Source organism: Streptomyces sp. NPDC046215 (genome assembly GCF_040646215.1).
GTDB lineage: Bacteria > Actinomycetota > Actinomycetes > Streptomycetales > Streptomycetaceae > Streptomyces > Streptomyces stramineus.
Genome location: NZ_JBEYZW010000122.1, coordinates 1 through 18,156, shown reverse-complemented (window position 1 = coordinate 18,156; position 18,156 = coordinate 1). Strand labels below are relative to the sequence as shown.

The 18,156-nt window shown below is 70.1% G+C and carries 4 protein-coding genes and 1 pseudogene; 2 read left to right on the top strand and 3 right to left on the bottom strand.

Features of this window, described 5'->3' with window-relative positions; genetic code table 11:
• Window positions 1-6: 6 nt before the first annotated feature.
• Window positions 7-7,878, top strand: a complete 7,872-nt coding sequence (locus ABZ951_RS31500; RefSeq protein ID WP_361281433.1) for an SDR family NAD(P)-dependent oxidoreductase — start codon at window positions 7-9, stop codon at window positions 7,876-7,878.
• A 176-nt stretch (window positions 7,879-8,054) separates the two neighbouring features.
• The gene (locus ABZ951_RS31495; protein WP_344095897.1) at window positions 8,055-9,380 is read left to right on the top strand and encodes a cytochrome P450; all 1,326 of its coding nucleotides are present in this window, start codon (window positions 8,055-8,057) and stop codon (window positions 9,378-9,380) included.
• Window positions 9,381-9,781: 401 nt separating this feature from the next.
• Here ABZ951_RS31495 and gdhA read toward each other — a convergent pair whose 3' ends face one another.
• The 3 genes and pseudogenes from gdhA to ABZ951_RS31480 form a co-directional block, all read right to left on the bottom strand.
• The gene (gene gdhA / locus ABZ951_RS31490; protein ID WP_344095895.1) at window positions 9,782-11,113 is read right to left on the bottom strand and encodes an NADP-specific glutamate dehydrogenase; all 1,332 of its coding nucleotides are present in this window, start codon (window positions 11,111-11,113) and stop codon (window positions 9,782-9,784) included.
• 66 nt (window positions 11,114-11,179) lie between these two features.
• A complete protein-coding gene (locus tag ABZ951_RS31485) occupies window positions 11,180-17,314 on the bottom strand; it encodes a type I polyketide synthase (RefSeq protein WP_361281436.1) in 6,135 nt (2,044 codons plus the stop codon).
• 330 nt (window positions 17,315-17,644) lie between these two features.
• Window positions 17,645-18,067 (bottom strand): annotated as a pseudogene (locus tag ABZ951_RS31480) (KR domain-containing protein); the annotation flags it as partial.
• Between the last annotated feature and the right edge of the window lie 89 nt (window positions 18,068-18,156).

Genomic DNA, 18,156 nt, shown 5'->3' with positions numbered 1-18,156 from the left:
GTTGGTGTGGGGGATGGGGTGGTGTGTGCGGGTTTGGGTCAGGTGTGGGGTTTGGGTCGTGTGGTGGGTTTGGAGTTGCCGGAGGTTTGGGGTGGTTTGGTTGATGTTCCGGGGGTGGTGGATGGGCGGGTGGTTGAGGGTTTGGTGGGGGTGTTGGGGGGTGGTGAGCGGGAGTGTGCGGTGCGGGCGTCGGGGGTGTTTGTGCGCAGGGTGGTGCGGGCGCCGTTGGGTGGGGTGGTGTCCGGGCGGGTGTGGGAACCGCACGGCACCGTACTGATCACGGGAAATGACGACGGCAGGGACCAGCCGGGTGCCCACACGGCCCTGTGGGCCGCCGCTCGCGGTGCCTCGCATCTCCTCCTGATCAACGAGAGCGGTAACGGCTTCGGCCTTCTGGAGGAGTTGGCGGGGTTGGGGGTGGGGGTGACGGTCGGGGCGTGTGATGTGGGTGATCGTGAGGCGTTGGGTGAGTTGTTGGCGGGGGTGCCGGAGGAGTTTCCGCTGTGTGGGGTGGTGCATGCGGCGGGTGTGCTGGATGACGGGGTGGTGGGTGCATTGTCGCCGGGGCGGTTGGCGGGGGTGCGGCGGGCGAAGGCGGTGGGGGCGTGGAATCTGCATGAGCTGACGCGGTGTGCGGATCTTTCGGCGTTTGTGGTGTTCTCGTCGGCTGCGGGGTCGTGGGGTGCGCCGGGGCAGGGGAACTATGCGGCGGCGAATGCGGAGGTGGATGCGCTGGTGCGCTACCGGCGGCATCTGGGGCTGCCGGGACTTTCGGTGGCGTGGGGTGCGTGGGCCGGTGAGGGGATGGCCGGTGACGCGGAGGTCGCGGGTCAGCTGCGGCGGCGGGGTATGGCGGCGATGGATCCGCAGTTGGCGCTGGAGGCGCTGGGCCAGGCGCTCGACCACGACGACACCTGCGTCACCGTCACCGACATCGACTGGAAACGCTTCGCCGAGAACACCGGCATCACCGGACTCAGCCCGGTCATCAGCGACATTCCGGAAGTACAGTCCCTGCGGGCGGACACCGGTGACACGACCCGCGGTGCCCTGCGAGACCAACTGGCCAGGCTGGACGGAATCGCCGCCCGGACGGAGGCGCTGCGGGAACTGGTACGCAGCCACGCTGCCGCCGTCCTCGGCCACAGCACCGCGCAGGACGTACCCTCCGACCGGGCCTTCCGGGATCTGGGTTTCAGTTCGCTGACGGCGGTGGAGCTGCGGAACCGGCTCGGCGCGGTGACCGGCCTCCGGCTGCCGACGACGCTGGTCTTCGACCACCCCACTTCCTTCGTACTGGCCGAATATTTGCACGAGCAGATGTTCGGGGACGGCCGTGCCGTCACATCGCCGGCGCCGACCGCTCACCACGTGGTCGGAGTGGACGAGCCGGTCGCCATCGTCGGCATGGCGTGTCGTTTCCCTGGTGACGTCGGCTCGCCGGAGGAGTTCTGGGACCTGCTGATGTCCGGGCGGGACGCCGTCTCCGGTTTTCCGGTGGACCGGGGCTGGGATGCGGAGCGGTTGTTCGATCCTGACGTGGATTCGGGCCGGGCGGGTGTCTCGTACGCGTGCGAGGGCGGGTTCTTGCACGACGCGGCAGACTTCGACGCGGCCTTCTTCGGGATCAGCCCCCGTGAGGCGCTGGCCATGGATCCGCAGCAGCGGCTGATGCTCGAAGCCTCCTGGGAGGCACTGGAGCGAGCCGGAATCGAACCGGGATCACTGCGCGGCAGCCAGACCGGCGTCTTCGCCGGCATGTCCCAACAGGACTACGCCGAGCTGATGCGCCACAGCCGACAGGACCTCGAGGGATACGCGATGACGGGCGTCTCGGGCAGCGTCCTCTCCGGCCGCATCTCTTACACCTTCGGGCTGGAGGGACCGGCGGTGACGGTGGAAACGGCCTGCTCCTCGTCCTTGGTAGCGCTGCACCTCGCCTCCCAGTCGCTGCGTGCCGGAGAATGTTCCCTGGCTCTGGTGGGCGGTGCGACGGTGCTGTCCACACCCGCGGCATTTCTTGAGTTCTCGCGGCAGCGCGGTTTGGCGCCGGACGGGCGGTGCAAGGCGTTCGCGGCCGCGGCCGACGGGGTCGGCTGGGGCGAAGGCGTGGGCGTCCTCCTGGTGGAGCGGCTCTCCGACGCGCGGCGCCTGGGACACCAGGTGTTGGCGGTGGTGCGGGGCAGCGCGGTCAACCAGGACGGCGCCAGCAACGGTCTCACAGCGCCGAGCGGACCGTCGCAGCAGCGGGTGATCCGCCAGGCCCTCGCCAACGCTCGCCTGACGCCCGCCGACGTCGACGCGGTGGAGGCACACGGCACGGGTACGACGCTGGGTGACCCGATCGAGGCCCAGGCCCTGCTGGCCACCTATGGGCAGGGGCGTCCCGGCGACCAGCCGCTCTGGCTCGGGTCGGCGAAGTCGAACATCGGGCATACCCAGGCGGCGGCGGGTGTGGCGGGCGTGATCAAAATGGTCCTCGCCCTGCGCAACGGAACGCTTCCGCGCACCTTGCACATTGACGAGCCGTCGCCGCACATCGACTGGGACGCGGGCGCGGTGCGGCTGCTGACCGAGGAAATGCCGTGGCCGGGAGAGGACGGGCGCCCGAGGCGGGCGGGAGTGTCCTCGTTCGGGGTCAGCGGCACCAACGCGCACGTCATCCTGGAGCAGGCGCCCGAGCCGGCGACCAGCGAAAATCCCACCAGCGTTACGGACCTGCCCGAACAGGCCGCCCCGACCGGGCCTCAGGAAGACTCCCCAGCAACGCCCCACCCGCTCCCCTGGACCCTTTCGGCACGCTCCGAGAGTGCCCTGCGGGGACAGGCCCGCAGCATGCGACAGTTCGCACGGGCGAACGGAAACCTGGACCTCGCCGCGGTCGCACACGCCTTGGTGACCGAGAGATCGCTCTTCGAACACCGGGCCGTCGTCCTCGGAACAGACCGCGACGACTTCCTGCGCGGACTCGACGCACTGGCCTCCGGCACCCCCGCTCCCGGACTCGTCGAAGGGCCAGACCGGGCCACGCCCGACAGCCCGTTCGCCATGCTGTTCGCAGGCCAGGGCACCCAACGTGCCGGAATGGGACGCGAGCTGTACGCCGCGTTCCCCGGGTACGCGGAGGCCCTGGACGCGGTGCTCGCGGAGCTGGACAGCCACCTGGACCGACCCCTAGGCGACCTGATCTTCGACCGGTCGCCCGGCACCGGTGCAGCGGCCGAGGAACTGGACCGCACCTGCTACGCCCAGCCCGCCCTGTTCGCCGTCGAGGTGGCACTGTTCCGGCTGGTCGAATCGTTCGGCGTCCGCCCGCGCTTCGTCCTCGGCCACTCGGTCGGTGAGCTGGCGGCCGCCCACGTGGCCGGGGTCTTCTCCCTGGCCGACGCCGCGCGCCTGGTGGCGGCGCGCGGCCGGCTGATGCAGGAGTTGCCGTCCGGTGGGGCGATGACAGCGATCCGGGCCACCGAGAGCGAGGTCACGCAGGCACTGGAGGGGCTGGCGGAACGCGTCTCGCTCGCGGCGGTGAACGGCCCGGAATCGGTCGTGATCTCCGGTGATGCCGACGCGGTCGAGGAGGTGGCGGCCGGATTCGCCGGGCGTGGCCGCAAGACTCGCCGACTGCGCGTGAGCCACGCCTTCCATTCCCCTTTGATGGAACCGATGCTGGCGGACTTTGCGCGGGTCGCCGGATCGGTGACGTACACCGAACCGTCGATCGGTGTCGTGTCCGACCTGACGGGCGCACTCGCCGGCCCCGGTCTGCTGACGACCCCGGACTACTGGGTGCGGCACGTGCGCGAAGCGGTGCGCTTCGGCGACGGGGTGGCGTGGCTGCGGACACGGGGCGTCCGTGCGTTCCTGGAACTCGGCCCGGACGGCACCCTGTCCGCGCTGGCGGAGGACTGCCGCCCGGTCACCACTGCGAACACCGGGACGGACATCCCCGCCGACACCGGACCCACGGCCGTAACGGTCCCGGCCCTGCGCCCGGACCGGGACGAGGCCCGCACCCTCCTCGCTGCCCTGGCCCGCCTGCACGCCGGCGGTGTCACCGTCGACTGGCCGGCCGTCATCGGGCCCGCCCCCGCCGCCCACCGGGTCCCGCTGCCGACGTACGCGTTCGACCGGCGCCGCTACTGGCTGGACACCCAGGTGAGCGGGGACGACCTGGCAGCAGCGGGTCTGGACACCGCCGACCACCCCCTGCTCGGCTCCGCCGTGGAGCTGGCGGACTCGCACGACCTGCTCTTCACCGGACGGCTTTCGCTGCGGACCCACCCCTGGCTGGCCGACCACGCGGTGTTCGGCGCCGTGCTGCTGCCGGGCACGGCCATCCTGGAGCTGGCCCTCCGCGCGGGACAGGAAGCCGGACTCGGATCAGTGGAGGAACTCGCCCTACAAGTCCCCCTGTTGCTGCCCGAGCGCGGATCGGTCGTACTCCAGCTCGCCGTCGCCGCACCCGGTCCGTCGGGAGAGCGGGCCTTCGCCCTGCACTCCCACCCGGACGACGCCGGTGCTCTGTCGGCGGAGAAAGCGTGGACGTGTCACGCGACCGGGGTGCTCGCCCCGGATGCTCTCACCGCCCAAGGTGCGTCCGGCCGACGGGAGCCCGAGGACGAAACATGGCCGCCCGCGGGAGCCGAACCGGTGGACCTCCGCACCTGGTACGCGGACCTGGCGGGGGCGGGGCTGGCCTACGGCCCCGCTTTCCAAGGGCTTCGGGCGGCCTGGCGGCACGGCGAGGACATCTACGCCGAGGTCGGCCTGGGAGAGGAGCAAAAGGAACAAGCGGCTCGTTACGCCGTACACCCCGCCCTGCTCGACGCCGCACTGCACCCTGTGGTGCTCCGCGTCGGCGCTGAAGCTGGCACCGGAGAGGAAGGGCACGGCCTGCTGCCGTTCTCCTGGAGCGGGGTGACTGTGGCCGCCACGGGCGCGTCCTCGCTGCGCGTCCGGCTGTCCCCGACGCCACAGGACACCCTCACCCTGCGAGCCACCGACCCCGCCGGGCGGCTGGTGGTCTCGGCGCGGTCGCTGACCTTCCGGCCGATCACCACGGAGCAGTTGCGGGCGGCCCGCACCACCTACCACGATTCCCTCTTCCGCATGGAGTGGCGGCCCCGCCCCCTCCCGAACGGCCGGAGCGGGGGCCGGAGTGCGAGCTCGTGCCGCTGGGCGCTCGTCGGCCCGGGAACACCGGGCCTGGGCGAGGCGCTGGATGCGGCCGGAGCGGCCTGGAGTGTGTACCCCGACCTGGCCGCGCTGGGCGAGGCCGTGACCTCGGGCAGCCCGCCCCCGGACATGGTGGTCGTCTCGTGCGGGGCGGACGAAGCCGGCCACGCGGCCGGCTCCGGTACGACGGTGCCGGGGTGGGACGGGGCGCCCGCCCCGGAAACTCCGTCCCACCCGGACACCGAGGGCGCTCCCGCTCCCCGGCCCGTTCCCGGACACGACAGCGCGGATGCGGTGCGCCAGGCGGCCAATACCACCCTCGAACTCCTTCAGCGCTGGCTCGTCGACGACCGTTTCGCCGAGTCCCGGCTGGCCGTGGTCACCCACGGGGCGATCGCGGCGACCGAGGGCGACAACGTGCCCGGCCTCACCCACGCCACCGTGTGGGGGCTCGTCCGCTCGGCCCAGAGTGAGAACCCCGACCGGTTCGTACTGGCCGACACCGACAGCAGCCACGCGTCCCGGCGGCTGCTTCCGGACGCCCTGCTCACGGGGGAACCGCAGTTCGCCGTCCGCGAGGGCACGCCGTACGTCCCGCGCCTGAGCCGTGTGGCGGTTTCCGGGCAGCCTCCGGAGGCGGCTGACGGCGATGCCGAACCACGCTGGGACCCCGAGGGAACCGTGCTGATCACAGGCGGGACCGGGGTCCTGGGCAAACTCGTCGCCCGGCACCTCGTGACGGCACACGGCGTACGGCACCTGCTGCTGGCCGGCCGCCGCGGGCCGGCCGCCGAAGGGGCGGCGGAACTCGTCGCCGAGCTCGCGGCACATGGCGCCGAAGCTACGGTGCACGCCTGTGACCTGGCGAACCGCCGGGCGGTGGCGGACCTGTTGTCGCACGTCCCCCCACGGCACCCGCTCCGCGCCGTCGTCCACCTGGCGGGTGTGGTCGACGACGGAATTCTTACCTCCCTGACCCCGGAACGCATGGAAGCGGTCCTGGGAGCCAAGGCACTCGGAGCGCTGCACCTGCACGAACTGACCCGGGACCTCGACCTGCGGGACTTCCTCGTCTTCTCGTCCGCCGCCGCGAGTTTCGGCAGCCCCGGCCAGGGCAACTACACCGCGGCCAACGCGTTCCTCGACGCACTGGCGCACCACCGGCGGGCCCGGGGGCTGCCGGGCCAGGCACTGGCCTGGGGTCTGTGGGCCGAGGCCAGCGGCATGACCGGCCACCTGGAGGCCACCGACCTCGCCCGCATGTCCCGCGGCGGCCTGACACCCCTCTCCAACGAACAGGGGCTCGCCCTCATCGACGCCGCCGGCACCGTCGACGAGCCCCTGCTCCTGACCACCCGGCTCGACGTACGCACCCTGTACGCACAGGCCGCGGCCGGTGCACTGCCCCGCATCCTCCAGGGGCTGGTGAAGGTCCCGGCACGCCGCGCAGCCGGTGACGGCACGGACCCCGGCGAAGCCGCCGTCCTGCGGGAGCGGCTGAGCAAGGCGGACGGCCCCGGCGAGCGGACCGGCATTCTTGAGGAACTCGTGCGCGCCCAGGCGGCCCTGGTCCTGGGCCACGGGGCCACGGACCAGGTCACCTCGGACAGCGAGTTCCGCGAGCTCGGCTTCGACTCCCTCACCGCCGTGGAACTGCGCAACAGGCTCAACGCTCTCACCGGGCTCCGGCTCGCGACCACGCTGGTTTTCGACCACCCCACTCCCGGCGTCCTGGCACGGCACCTCCAGGAACAACTGGCCACCGCGACCGACGACCAGGACCGTGCGACCGCCGGAACCACGCAGGAGCGGGCCGGGGACCCCGGGGAAGGGGAATCGGCGGCGCGCCGCAAGTACGGGCCGTCACATCCCGGCGGACCATCGGAGGCGACCGTCGAGTCCCTGTTCTGGCTGGGGCACGACACCGGGCGGGTGAAGGAGTCAATGGATCTGCTCTCCGCCGCCTCGGTCTTCCGGCCCGGCTTCGACCAACTCCCGGCCGAAGCCGCCCCCCGGCCCGTACGCCTCGCCCAGGGCCCCGGCCCCCTGCTGATCTGCCTGCCCACCGTGGCGGCCGTGTCCAGCGCCTACCAGTACGCGCGGTTCGCCGCGGCCCTCGAAGGGCTGCGTGACGTCTGGTACGTGCCAGCACCCGGGTTCGTCACGGGGGAACTGCTGCCGAACAGCGTCGAGGTCGTCACCCGTACGTTCGCCGACATCATCGTCGCCTTCGCCGACGGTGCGCCCTTCGCGCTCGCCGGGCACTCCGCGGGTGGCTGGCTCACCTACGCCGTGACCCGCTACCTCGAAGACAGGGGTGTCTTCCCCGAGGCAGCGGTGGCCATGGACGCCTACCTTCCCGACGAGGGGATGGCGCCCGTCGCGGGGGCCTTGACCAGTGAGATCTTCGACCGGGTCACCGAGTTCGTGGACGTGGACTACACCCGGCTGACCGCCATGGGCGCCTACTTCCGGATCTTCTCCGGCTGGCGGCCGCCCGAGATCGTCACCCCCGCCCTCTTCCTCCGCGGCCGCGACGGGGAACAACAGCCGCCCGTCTGGGGCACGCCGCACACAGTCCACGACATCGAGGGCAACCACTTCACCATGCTGGAGGGGTACGCGGAGGGAACGGCCCGGTATGTGCACGCGTGGCTGACGGGACTCACTGACCGCAATGAAGGGACAGATGAGGGTCAATAGGGGGTTCCCGGCCTTTCCGGGCGGACTTTAGGCTGCTACATGAGCGCCGTGGGGCACCTCCGGAGCGAAGCGCTTCTGACCGCACCGGCACCACGCCGACGACGGCCGGCCAGGTCCGAGCCCCAGCCCGGAATCCGATAGGAGCCTTGATGCCTGCGTTTACCCCTATCCCTGTCATGCCCGGTGCCTGGCCGGTGGTGGGTCATGTGCCGCAATTGCTCCGGCGGCCGCTGGACTTCATGACCTCCCTGGCCGGACACGGTGACGTCGTCAGAATGCGGCTGGGCCCCAGAGACGTCTACGTGGCCACTCACCCGGACCTCGTGCGCACGATGCTGGTCACCAACGCGCACGACTTCAGCCGGAGCAGCCTGGCGGCGAAGTCACTCCAGTTCATCGGCCCCATCCTGGTCGCCACCCGGGACGAACCCCACCTGCGCCAGCGCCGACTGATGCAGCCCACGTTCCACCGGGCCCGTCTCGACAGCTACGTCTCCAGCATGTGCGCGGCCGCCGAGGAGGTCGCCGGCTCCTGGGCACCCAAGGAACTGGTGGCTGTGGCTCCGGCGATGACGAACGTGGCAGTGATCACGATGACCAAGTCGCTGTTCTTCTCCGAGCTCGGCGCCGAGGCCGAGAAAGCGCTGCGCAAAGTCGGCCACTCCATCCTGGAAGTCGCCAGGATGGCCAGCATCGCCCCGAACGTCTACCGACGCCTGCCGACCCCCGGCAACCGAGCCCTGCCCCTCGCCCGAGCCGCCATCAAGAAGACCATCGCGGCCTACCGGGCCGACGGACGCGACCACGGTGACATGCTGTCGATGCTCATGAAAGCGCGGGACGCCGCGGGAAACACCCTGACCGACCAAGAGATCTGCGACGAGATCCTGGGACTCGCCGTCGCCGGAATCGGCGGCCCCGCCGCCACCGCCACCTGGGTGTTCTGCGAGCTCGGCCGCAACCCCGACATCGAGCGCCGCGTGCACGAGGAACTCGACACCGTCCTCGCCGGCGGCCGGCCCGGCCCCGAGGCCGTGGCCCAGCTCACCTACACACACCGAGTCGTCAAGGAAGTCCTGCGCAAGTACCCGGGGTGGGTCGGCATGCGGCGGGCGGTGCGCACCGTGCGCCTCGGCGACCACATGCTGCCCGCGGGAGCCGAAGTCATCTACAGCGCCTACGCGCTGCAGAACGACCCCCGCTGGTACCCGGACCCCGAACGCTTCGACCCCGATCGCTGGGACACCGAACGAGGAGGCGGAAAGGTCTCCAAGGGCGCCTGGGTCCCCTTCTCGGCCGGTGTCTACAAATGCATCGGGGACGCCTTCGCCATCACGGAGACCGTCACCGCCGTCGCGGTCATCGCCTCCCGCTGGCGGCTGCGCCCGGTACCGGGCCGGCGCGTCCGCGAGGTGACGGAAGCCACCCACGTGCTCCCCGACAAGCTGCGCATGATCGCGGAACCCAGGACGGCCGCCAGGCGCCAGGGCGCCACTGTGTGACGCGCGACGGGAGGCCGCGGCCCGGAAGGGCACCACCGAGGGACGTCGCCCGCCGCCGCACAGCGCACCGGCGACCCCTCGTCCCGGCCCGGGCCAAAGGCCGTCCCCACCGCCTACGGCCACGCCGAATGCGGCTCTACCGCACGCGGCCTCACCGAATGCAACGCCACCGAATGCGGCCCCACTGACGCGGAGGCGATCGCGGCGATCGCACCATCGCGCGGGAGCGACGGTGTACCGGTCGGTACGCCCGCGTGACCCGCGATCGTCTCCGCTCACCTCACCCGCCCCGGCACAACGGCCCGGTGCGCCCGCCCCTATGAGGACCGGCACACCGGGCCGACGACCGTTTCGGGCCCGGCCGGTGCCCTCCGCCCCGGCCGGGCCCGCTACCGGCACCGTCAGACGAGCCCCTGGGCCAGCATGGCCTCCGCCACCCGCTCGAATCCGGCGATATTGGCGCCCAGGACGTAATTGCCCGGCTCCCCGAAACGCTCCGACGTCTCATGGACCGTGTCGTGAATACGCCGCATGACCGCGGTGAGCTCCTGCTCGACCCGGGCGAACGGCCAGGACTCACGACCGGCGTTCTGCCGCATCTCCAGCGCACTGGTCGCGACCCCGCCCGCGTTGGCGGCTTTCCCCGGCCCGAACGCCACGCCGGCCTCATGAAAGATCCGGACCGCCTCGGGTGTGGCCGGCATGTTCGCGCCTTCCGACACCGCCCGCACACCGTTGCGTACGAGCGAGAGAGCGTCCCGCGCGTCGAGTTCGTTCTGGGTGGCGGACGGCAGAGCGATATCGGCCGGCACGTCCCAGACCCGGCCGCCGGGAACATAGCGGGCCGAGAAACCGCGGCGCTCCGCGTAATCGCTCACCCGCCCCCGCTCCACCTCCTTGATCTGCCGGAGCAGTTCCAGATCGATGCCCTTCTCGTCCACGACGCAGCCGTCGGAGTCGGAGACCGTCACCACCCGGGCGCCCAGCGCGTGGGCCTTCTCGATCGAATACAGCGCCACGTTCCCGGAACCCGAGACGACGATCTGCCGCCCGGCCAGGTCCTCGCCACGCCTCTTCATCATCTCGGCAGCGAACAGGACGTTCCCGTAACCAGTGGCCTCGGTGCGGACCGGCGAGCCGCCCCACCCCGTCCCCTTCCCGGTCAGCACCCCGGCGTCCCAGCGGTTGGTGATCCGCCGGTACTGCCCGAAGAGAAAACCGATCTCCCGGCTGCCCACCCCCACATCCCCGGCGGGAATGTCCGTCCGGTCACCGATGTGCCGGCTCAGCTCCGTCATGAACGACTGGCAGAAGCGCATGACTTCCGCCTCGGACCGGCCGCGCGGATCGAAGTCGCTGCCACCCTTGCCACCACCGATGCCCAGCCCGGTCAAGGCGTTCTTGAAGATCTGCTCGAAACCCAGAAACTTCACAATGCCGAGATTCAGCGACGGATGGAAACGAAGACCACCCTTGAACGGACCGAGAGCACTGTTGAACTCGACCCGGAACCCACGATTGACATGAATCCCTCCCTGGTCGTCCTCCCAGGGAACCCGGAAAATGATCTGCCGCTCCGGCTCCGTGATCCGCTCGATCAGCCTGGCGTCGGCCAGCTCCGGGCGCGCGGTCAGCACGGGCTCGATGCTCTCCAGCACTTCACCGACCGCCTGATGAAACTCCGCCTCACCAGGGTTGCGTCGCAGGATCTCTTCAAAAAGTGATGTCGGCATGGCTCCCTTTCCTTACCAGAAAATCCACATTCCGGACCTGGTCACGAGATCCGGCCGCGGCAACGCTCAGCCTCCGCTGCCTTCTCCCGTCGCGTCCTGCCACGGGTCGTCCGCATCGTGAGCCAATTCAATGAGGCTGTCGATGTCCATCTCATCGATCCGCGGAGCTTCCGTCTCCGCCTCCGCCGGCATGCCCCCGGACGGGGCCGCGAGCTGCACCAGCGCGGCCACCAGCCCCGCCTCCTCCAGCCTGCGCAGCGGAATGGACGCCAAAATCCTGCGCAACTCCTCCTCACCGCCTTCGAAGACGCCCCGACCGGTCGCCCCGGCAGCGGAGCCGGTGTCAGGCAGCAACTCAGCGAGGAGGTGATCGGCCAGGACGGCAGGAGTGGGAAAGTCGAACACGAGCGTCGCCGTCAGCCGGAGCCCCGTGGCAGCGTTCAGACGGTTACGGAGTTCCACAGCGGTGAGCGAGTCGAAACCCAGCTCCCTGAACGGCCGCTCCTCCTCCACCGTGAATTCCCCACCGTGGCCGAGAACCACGGCCACATGCGACCGGACGAGCCGCAGAAGAGTACGCCGCTGCTCAGCAGGGCTCTGCGAGGAAAGGCGCTCACGCAGCGACGCCGCCTCAGCGGCCGAGCCCTTGGAGCCGACGGCCGGGACACGGCGTGCGGCGTTGCCTACCAAACGGCTCAGGAGCGGCGGAACGCCGGACTCCGCGGCACGGGACCGCAACGTCGCGACATCGAAGCGCGCCGGAACCAGGAACGCCTCGTCCCTCGCCAGAGCGGAGTCGAACAGGTCCAGGCCCTCGTCGCTGAGCAGGGGCGCCATGCCCCCGCGAGTCATCCGGGCGTGATCACTCCGGTCCAGGTGCCGCGTCATACCGCTGCCCTGCGCCCACAGGCCCCAGGCGAGTGAAAGCGCGGGCATGCCATGGGCGCGGCGGTGGTGGGCCAGGGCGTCCAAGAACGCGTTGGCAGCCGCGTAATTGCCCTGCCCCGGCGAACCGAGAGCAGCCGCGGCGGAGGAGAACATGACGAACGCTGCCGGTTCCGCGTCTCGGGTCAGCTCGTGGAGATGCAGCGCCGGAGCCACCTTGGCCCGGAGCACGTTCTCCAGTCGCTCCGGTGTCAGCGACGGGATCGTCCCGTCGTCGAGCACCCCCGCCGCATGCACCACGGCGGTCAGCGGATGGGCGGCAGGCACACCACGCAGGAGAGCGGCGACAGCGTCCCGGTCCGCGGTGTCACAGGCCGTGACCGTGACCGAAACATCTCTCCCGGTGAGCTCCGCCATCAACTCCCGGGCACCTTCCGCCTCCGGACCGCGACGGCTCACCAGCAACAGGTGCCGCACCCCCTGCGCCTCTACCAGTCGGCGGGCCACCAGCCCGCCGAGAACGCCGGTGCCTCCGGTGATCAGCACGGTGCCCTCCGGATCGAGGACGGACGGGCTCGCGGACGCGTGCTCCACCTGTGACGCCCGTACGAGCCGCGGAGCGAGAACCTGACCGTCCCGCACCGCCAGCTGAGGTTCTCCGGCACCCGGTACCCGCGACAGCAGGCCCCAGGCCGGAGCAGAACCGTCGAGATCGACCACAGCGATCCGCTCCGGGTTCTCCGACTGCGCGGAGCGGATCAGCCCCCACACCGCGGCCCCCGGCAGATCGGCCACGTCCTCGCCCCGGCCGGCGGCCACTGCGCGCCGGGTCAGCACGACGAGCCGGCTCTCGGCGAATCGAGCGTCTTTCAGCCACGCCTGCAGGAGGAGCAGAACCTGACAGACAGCAGAGTGAACGGCGGCATACGAGACCAAGGGCTCGGCGACGGCGCCCCGGACGCTCTCGTCCTTTTCGGAGCCCTCATCGGCGTCCCTTGTAGGCACCATGAGGGGAAGGAACACCACTCCGGGCACAGGGCTGCCGGCGTCGACGGCCTCCAGCAGAGCGTCCCAGTGCTCGTACACGCGAGGGGTGGCGTCACCCGCGCCGGCCGGCGAAGGCACCCACGCCCGGGCGCCGGAACCGACACCGGAACCGACACCGGAAGCGACAACGGCACACGCATCCGGAGGGGTCTGCGAGGAGGCGGTCAAGGGCACGGCCGACCACTCCATGCCGTACATCGGCCGCTGATCGGCGGAACGGGCGGACCACACCTCGTCGGCCGAGACCGGCCGCAGCGCCAACGACTCGACCGAGGCGACAGGGCGGCCGCCGTCGTCCGTCACCTCGATCGCCACCGCCCCGTCGCCCTCCCCGACGGGGGACAACCGCACCCGCAAGGCGCGGCCTGCCTTGGCGTGCAGGGTCACTCCGCTCCAGGCGAACGGGAGACGTGCGGCCGAGGGCGTGGCTGCCTCGGTGGGATCGCCGGTCAGAGCACTCTCGCCGCTGTCCGTCGCGGACATCATGCCGAGAGCGTGCAGGGCGGCGTCGAACAGGGCGGGGTGGAGAGAAAAATGAGAGTCTTCGGTGGCTGATGCGTCTGCCGTTCCTGCGCCTGTCGCTACCTCGTCGGGAAGAGCGGAGCCGTCGGGGAGAACGACCTCGGCGTAGAGCACCTCGCCGGCCCGCCATGCCGAACGCAGCCCCCGGAAGGCAGGCCCGTACGCGAGTTCCGCTTCGGCCAGCCTGTCGTACAACCCGTCCAAGCTGACGGGCGTTGCGCCGGGAGGCGGCCAGGAGTCGATGGGGAGGGGGCTCGCCGGTGATGGGGAAGCGGAGTGCGGGAGCAGGGTGCCAGATGCGTGGTGGGCCCAGGCGGGGGCGTCACCGGTGGGGTCGGCATCGGTATCGGTATCAGCGTCGACGTCCGGGCGGGAGTGGATGGTGAGCTCGTGTCTCCCGCTGTCGTCTGAGGGGCTGATGGTGACCTGGAGAACGGTTGCTTGGTCGTCGGGGAGGGTGAGGGGGGCGTGGAGGGTGAGTTCTTCGATGTGGGGGGTGTGGGTGTGGTGTGCGGCTTGGAGGGCGAGTTCGAGGAATGCGGTGCCGGGAAGGAGGACGGTGCCGGCGACGGTGTGGTCGGCGAGCCAGGGGTGGGTGGCCAGGGAAATCCGGCCGGTGAAGAGGTGACCGCGGCCTCCGGCCAGGTCGGTCGCGGCACTGAGGAAGGGGTGGCCCGTAGAGGAGAGCCCTACGGTCGAGAAGTCCGCTTCGGTTGCATTGATGGCCGGGCTGAGCCAGAAGCGTTGGCGCTGGAAGGGGTAGGTGGGGAGGTCGGTGTGGTGGGGGTGGGGGTGAGGGGTGTGGTGGGTGTAGTGCGCTGTCCAGTTGACGGTCCGGGTGGTGTGGGTGTGGGCGAGGCTGGTGAGGAGGCGGTGGGTGTCGTTGGTGTTGCGGCGCAGGGTTCCGGTGACGGTGACCGGGGTGGTGGTTTCTTCGGTGGTGTCGGTGGTGTCTTGGATGGCGGTGGTGAGGGTGGGGTGGGGGCTGCATTCGATGAAGAGGTGATGGTTGTCGTGGTGGAGGGTCTGGACGGCTTGGGTGAAGCGGACGGGGTGGCGGAGGTTGCGGTACCAGTAGTCGGCATCGAGGCTGGTGGTGTCGGCCCACTGGTTGTCGAGGGTGGAGAAGAGCGGGATGTTTCCCTGGCGGGGGGCGATGTCCGTGAGGCCGGTCAGCAGCTCGTCGCGGACGCTCTCGACGTGGGGGCTGTGGGAGGCGTAGCCGACGGGGATCTGTTTCGCTCTGATGCCGTGTTCGCGGCAGTGGGCGAGAAGTTCCCCGACCGCTGATTTTTCGGCGGAGACGATCGTGGAGCGGGGGCTGTTGTGTGCCGCGACCCATGCCCGTCCGGCCCAGTGTTCATCGAGGAGGGTGGTGGCTTCCTGCCCGGGCAGGGCGAGGGCGAGCATGCCTCCGGCGTTGCCGGTCATCTGGTCCAGTAGCCGGCTGCGCAGGGCGATGATTTTGGCGGCGTCGGGGAGGGTGAGGGCGCCGCAGACGTGGGCGGCGGCGATCTCGCCCTGGGAGTGGCCGATCACCGCGTCGGGGGTGATGCCGTAGGAGGACCACAGGCGGGCCAGGGAGACCATGACCGCGAACAGCAGTGGCTGGACTACACCCGCCTGCTCCCACACCGGATCATCCTGGGGTCGGCTGAGCATGTCGTCCAGGTCCCAGCCGGTGTGGGGGGCCAGAGCCTGCCCGCACTCGCGCATCGACGCGGCGAACACCGCCGAGCTTTCCAGCAGCCGCAGGCCCATTCCCGCCCACTGCCCGCCCTGACCGGGGAATACGAACACCGTCCCACCGGCGCTCGTGCTGGTGCTGGTGCTGGTGCTGGTGCCCTGGATGACCGAGGGATGCTCCTCACCGGCCGCCAGGGCGGAGAGCCCATCCAGGAACCCGTCCCGGTCCCCGGCCAGCACCACCGCCCGGTGATCGAACACCGACCGGCCCGAGGCGAGGGAGAACCCCACATCGGTCAGCGGCACATCGGGGTGTCCGGTCAGGAACTCCCGCAGCTGCCCTGCCTGCGCCCGCAAGGCCCCGTCCGACTTCGCCGACACCGGCCACGGCAACGGCAGGACCGGCTGCTCCTCCAGGTCCACGGCGACGGCATCCTCAACGGGTGCCTCCTCAAGAATGACGTGCGCGTTCGTCCCGCTGACCCCGAAGGCGGAGACGCCTGCCCGCCGTGGACGCTCGCCTTTCGGCCAGGGCAGGGGCTCGGTGAGGAGACGTACTGCTCCGGAGCTCCAGTCGACGTGGGGTGACGGTTCATCTGCGTGCAAGGTGGCGGGTAGCCGGCCGTGGCGGAGTGCCATCACCATTTTGATGATGCCTGCCACTCCGGCGGCTGCCTGGGTGTGTCCGATGTTCGACTTCACCGATCCGAGCCAGAGTGGCTGGTCGCCGGGGCGGTCCTGGCCGTAGGTGGCGAGCAGGGCCTGGGCCTCGATGGGATCGCCGAGGGTCGTGCCCGTGCCGTGAGCCTCCACAGCGTCGACGTCGGCCGGCGTGAGACGGGCGTTGGCGAGGGCCTGGCGGATGACCCGTTGCTGGGATGTCCCGTTGGGCGCGGTCAGGCCGTTGCTGGCACCGTCCTGGTTGACCGCGCTGCCCCGTACTACCGCCAGGACCGGGTGCCCGTTCCGGCGTGCGTCGGAGAGCCGCTCCACCAGCAGCATGCCGACGCCCTCGCCCCACCCGGTGCCGTCCGCCGAGGCCGAGAACGCCTTGCACCGCCCGTCAGGCGCCAGGCCCCGCTGCCGCGCGAACTCGATAAATGTCGCCGGGGTGGACATGACCATCACCCCACCGGCGAGCGCCAGGGAACACTCTTGCGTGCGCAGCGCCTGACATGCCAGGTGCAGGGCGACCAATGACGATGAGCAGGCGGTGTCCACCGACACCGCAGGACCTTCCAGCCCGAAGCTATAAGCGATACGGCCTGAGGCAACGCTCCCGGAACTGCCGGTGAGGGCATAGCCCGCTGCTGCCTCGGGAGCCAGACGAACATGTGCCGCGTAGTCCTGGACGTTGATTCCGGTGAAGATCCCGGTGCGGCTGCCACGAAGAGAAGCCGGCTCGATCCCTCCGTGCTCCAGGGCTTCCCAGGCGGATTCCAGCAGCAGCCGCTGTTGGGGGTCCATCGCAAGTGCTTCCCGCGGACTGATCCCGAAGAATTCGGCGTCGAATTCGGCCGCATCGTAAAGGAAGGCGCCCCGCCGGGTGTAGCAGGTACCTGACTGTTCGGGGTCCGGATCGTAGATTTTCTCAGTGTCCCAGCCGCGATCCGCGGGGAAGTCGTCGGTCGCGTCGGTGCGCGAGGCAAGAAGTTCCCAGAAGAGTTCCGCTGAACGAGCTCCCCCTGGGTAGCGGCATGCCATTCCGATGATGGCGATGGGTTCGTCGTCGGAGACGGTCGACGCTGGTACGGGTACGGGTGGGTGCGTCACCTCAGTATCGGCGCCGACTGTCAGATTCAGGAGGTGCTGGACCAGCGCTGAAGGCGTGGGGTGGTCGAAGACCAGGGTGGGGGAGAGGGACAGCCCGGTCGCGGCTGACAACTGGTTCCGGAGCTGAACGGAGCTGAGGGAGCTGAAACCGAGTTCCTTGAACGCCCGCTCTGCGTTGATGCCGTCCGTGTTGCTGTGGCCGAGGACCTTGGCGATGTGCGTACGGACGAGCTTGCTGACGGTGTGGTGCTGCTCTGTGGGGGATTGCTGGGCGAGCTTGTGCTGCAAGGAATCGGCGTCGGGACTTGTCGGAGGAGTGGAATCGGTAGAGAGAGCTTGTCGGACTTCGGCAAGGTCGCTGATGAGAGCACTTGGACGTTGTGAGGTGAAGCTAGGGGCGAAGGCATTCCAGTCGATGTCCGCGACAACGGTATTAGCAGCGGGGCGGACGTTGAGGATGTTCTGAAGCGCGAGGAGAGCGAGCTCGGGGGCCATGGGATTGAGGCCCCGACGACGCAAATACGCGTGGGTGGCCTCGTCACTGGACATACCGTCGCCGTCCCAGGCGCCCCAGGCGATGGAGGTGGCGGGGAGTCCTTGGGTTTGGCGGTGGGTGGCGAGGGCGTCTAGGTAGGCGTTGGCGGCGGCATAAGCCCCGTGGCCGGCACCGCCCCAGGCGCTGGCGCCGGAGGAGAAGAGGACAAAGTGTTCAAGAGTTTCGTGGTCGAGCAGTAGCTCATGCAGACGTGTCGTGGCCGTCACCTTTGCGGCAGCGGCCGCGCTGAGATCCGCGAGACGTGTGTCAGCGATCGTGATTCCGGAATTGACGCCGGCGGTGTGGATGACGGTGGTGAGGGGGTGTTCGGGGGGGATGGTGTTGAGGAGGTGGGTGAGGGCTTGTTTATCGGTGATGTCGCAGGTGGTGATGGTGGTGTGGGTGCCGTTGGTGGTGAGGTGTTGTTGGAGTTGTTGTGTGTGTGGTGGGTGGGGGTTTTGGCGGGTGGTGAGGAGGAGGTGGCAGTGGGGGTGGTGTTCGTTGATCCAGTGGGCGATGTGGGTGGCGAGGGCGCCGGTGGCGCCGGTGATGAGGATGGTGCCGTGGGGTGTCCAGGGTGTGGTGGGTGTGGTGG

Coding starts and splice junctions, on each gene's coding strand:
- gdhA (WP_344095895.1), bottom strand. CDS start 11,113: ATGCCGACATCACTTTTTGAAGAGATCCTGCGACGCAACCCTGGTGAG.
- ABZ951_RS31495 (WP_344095897.1), top strand. CDS start 8,055: ATGCCCGGTGCCTGGCCGGTGGTGGGTCATGTGCCGCAATTGCTCCGG.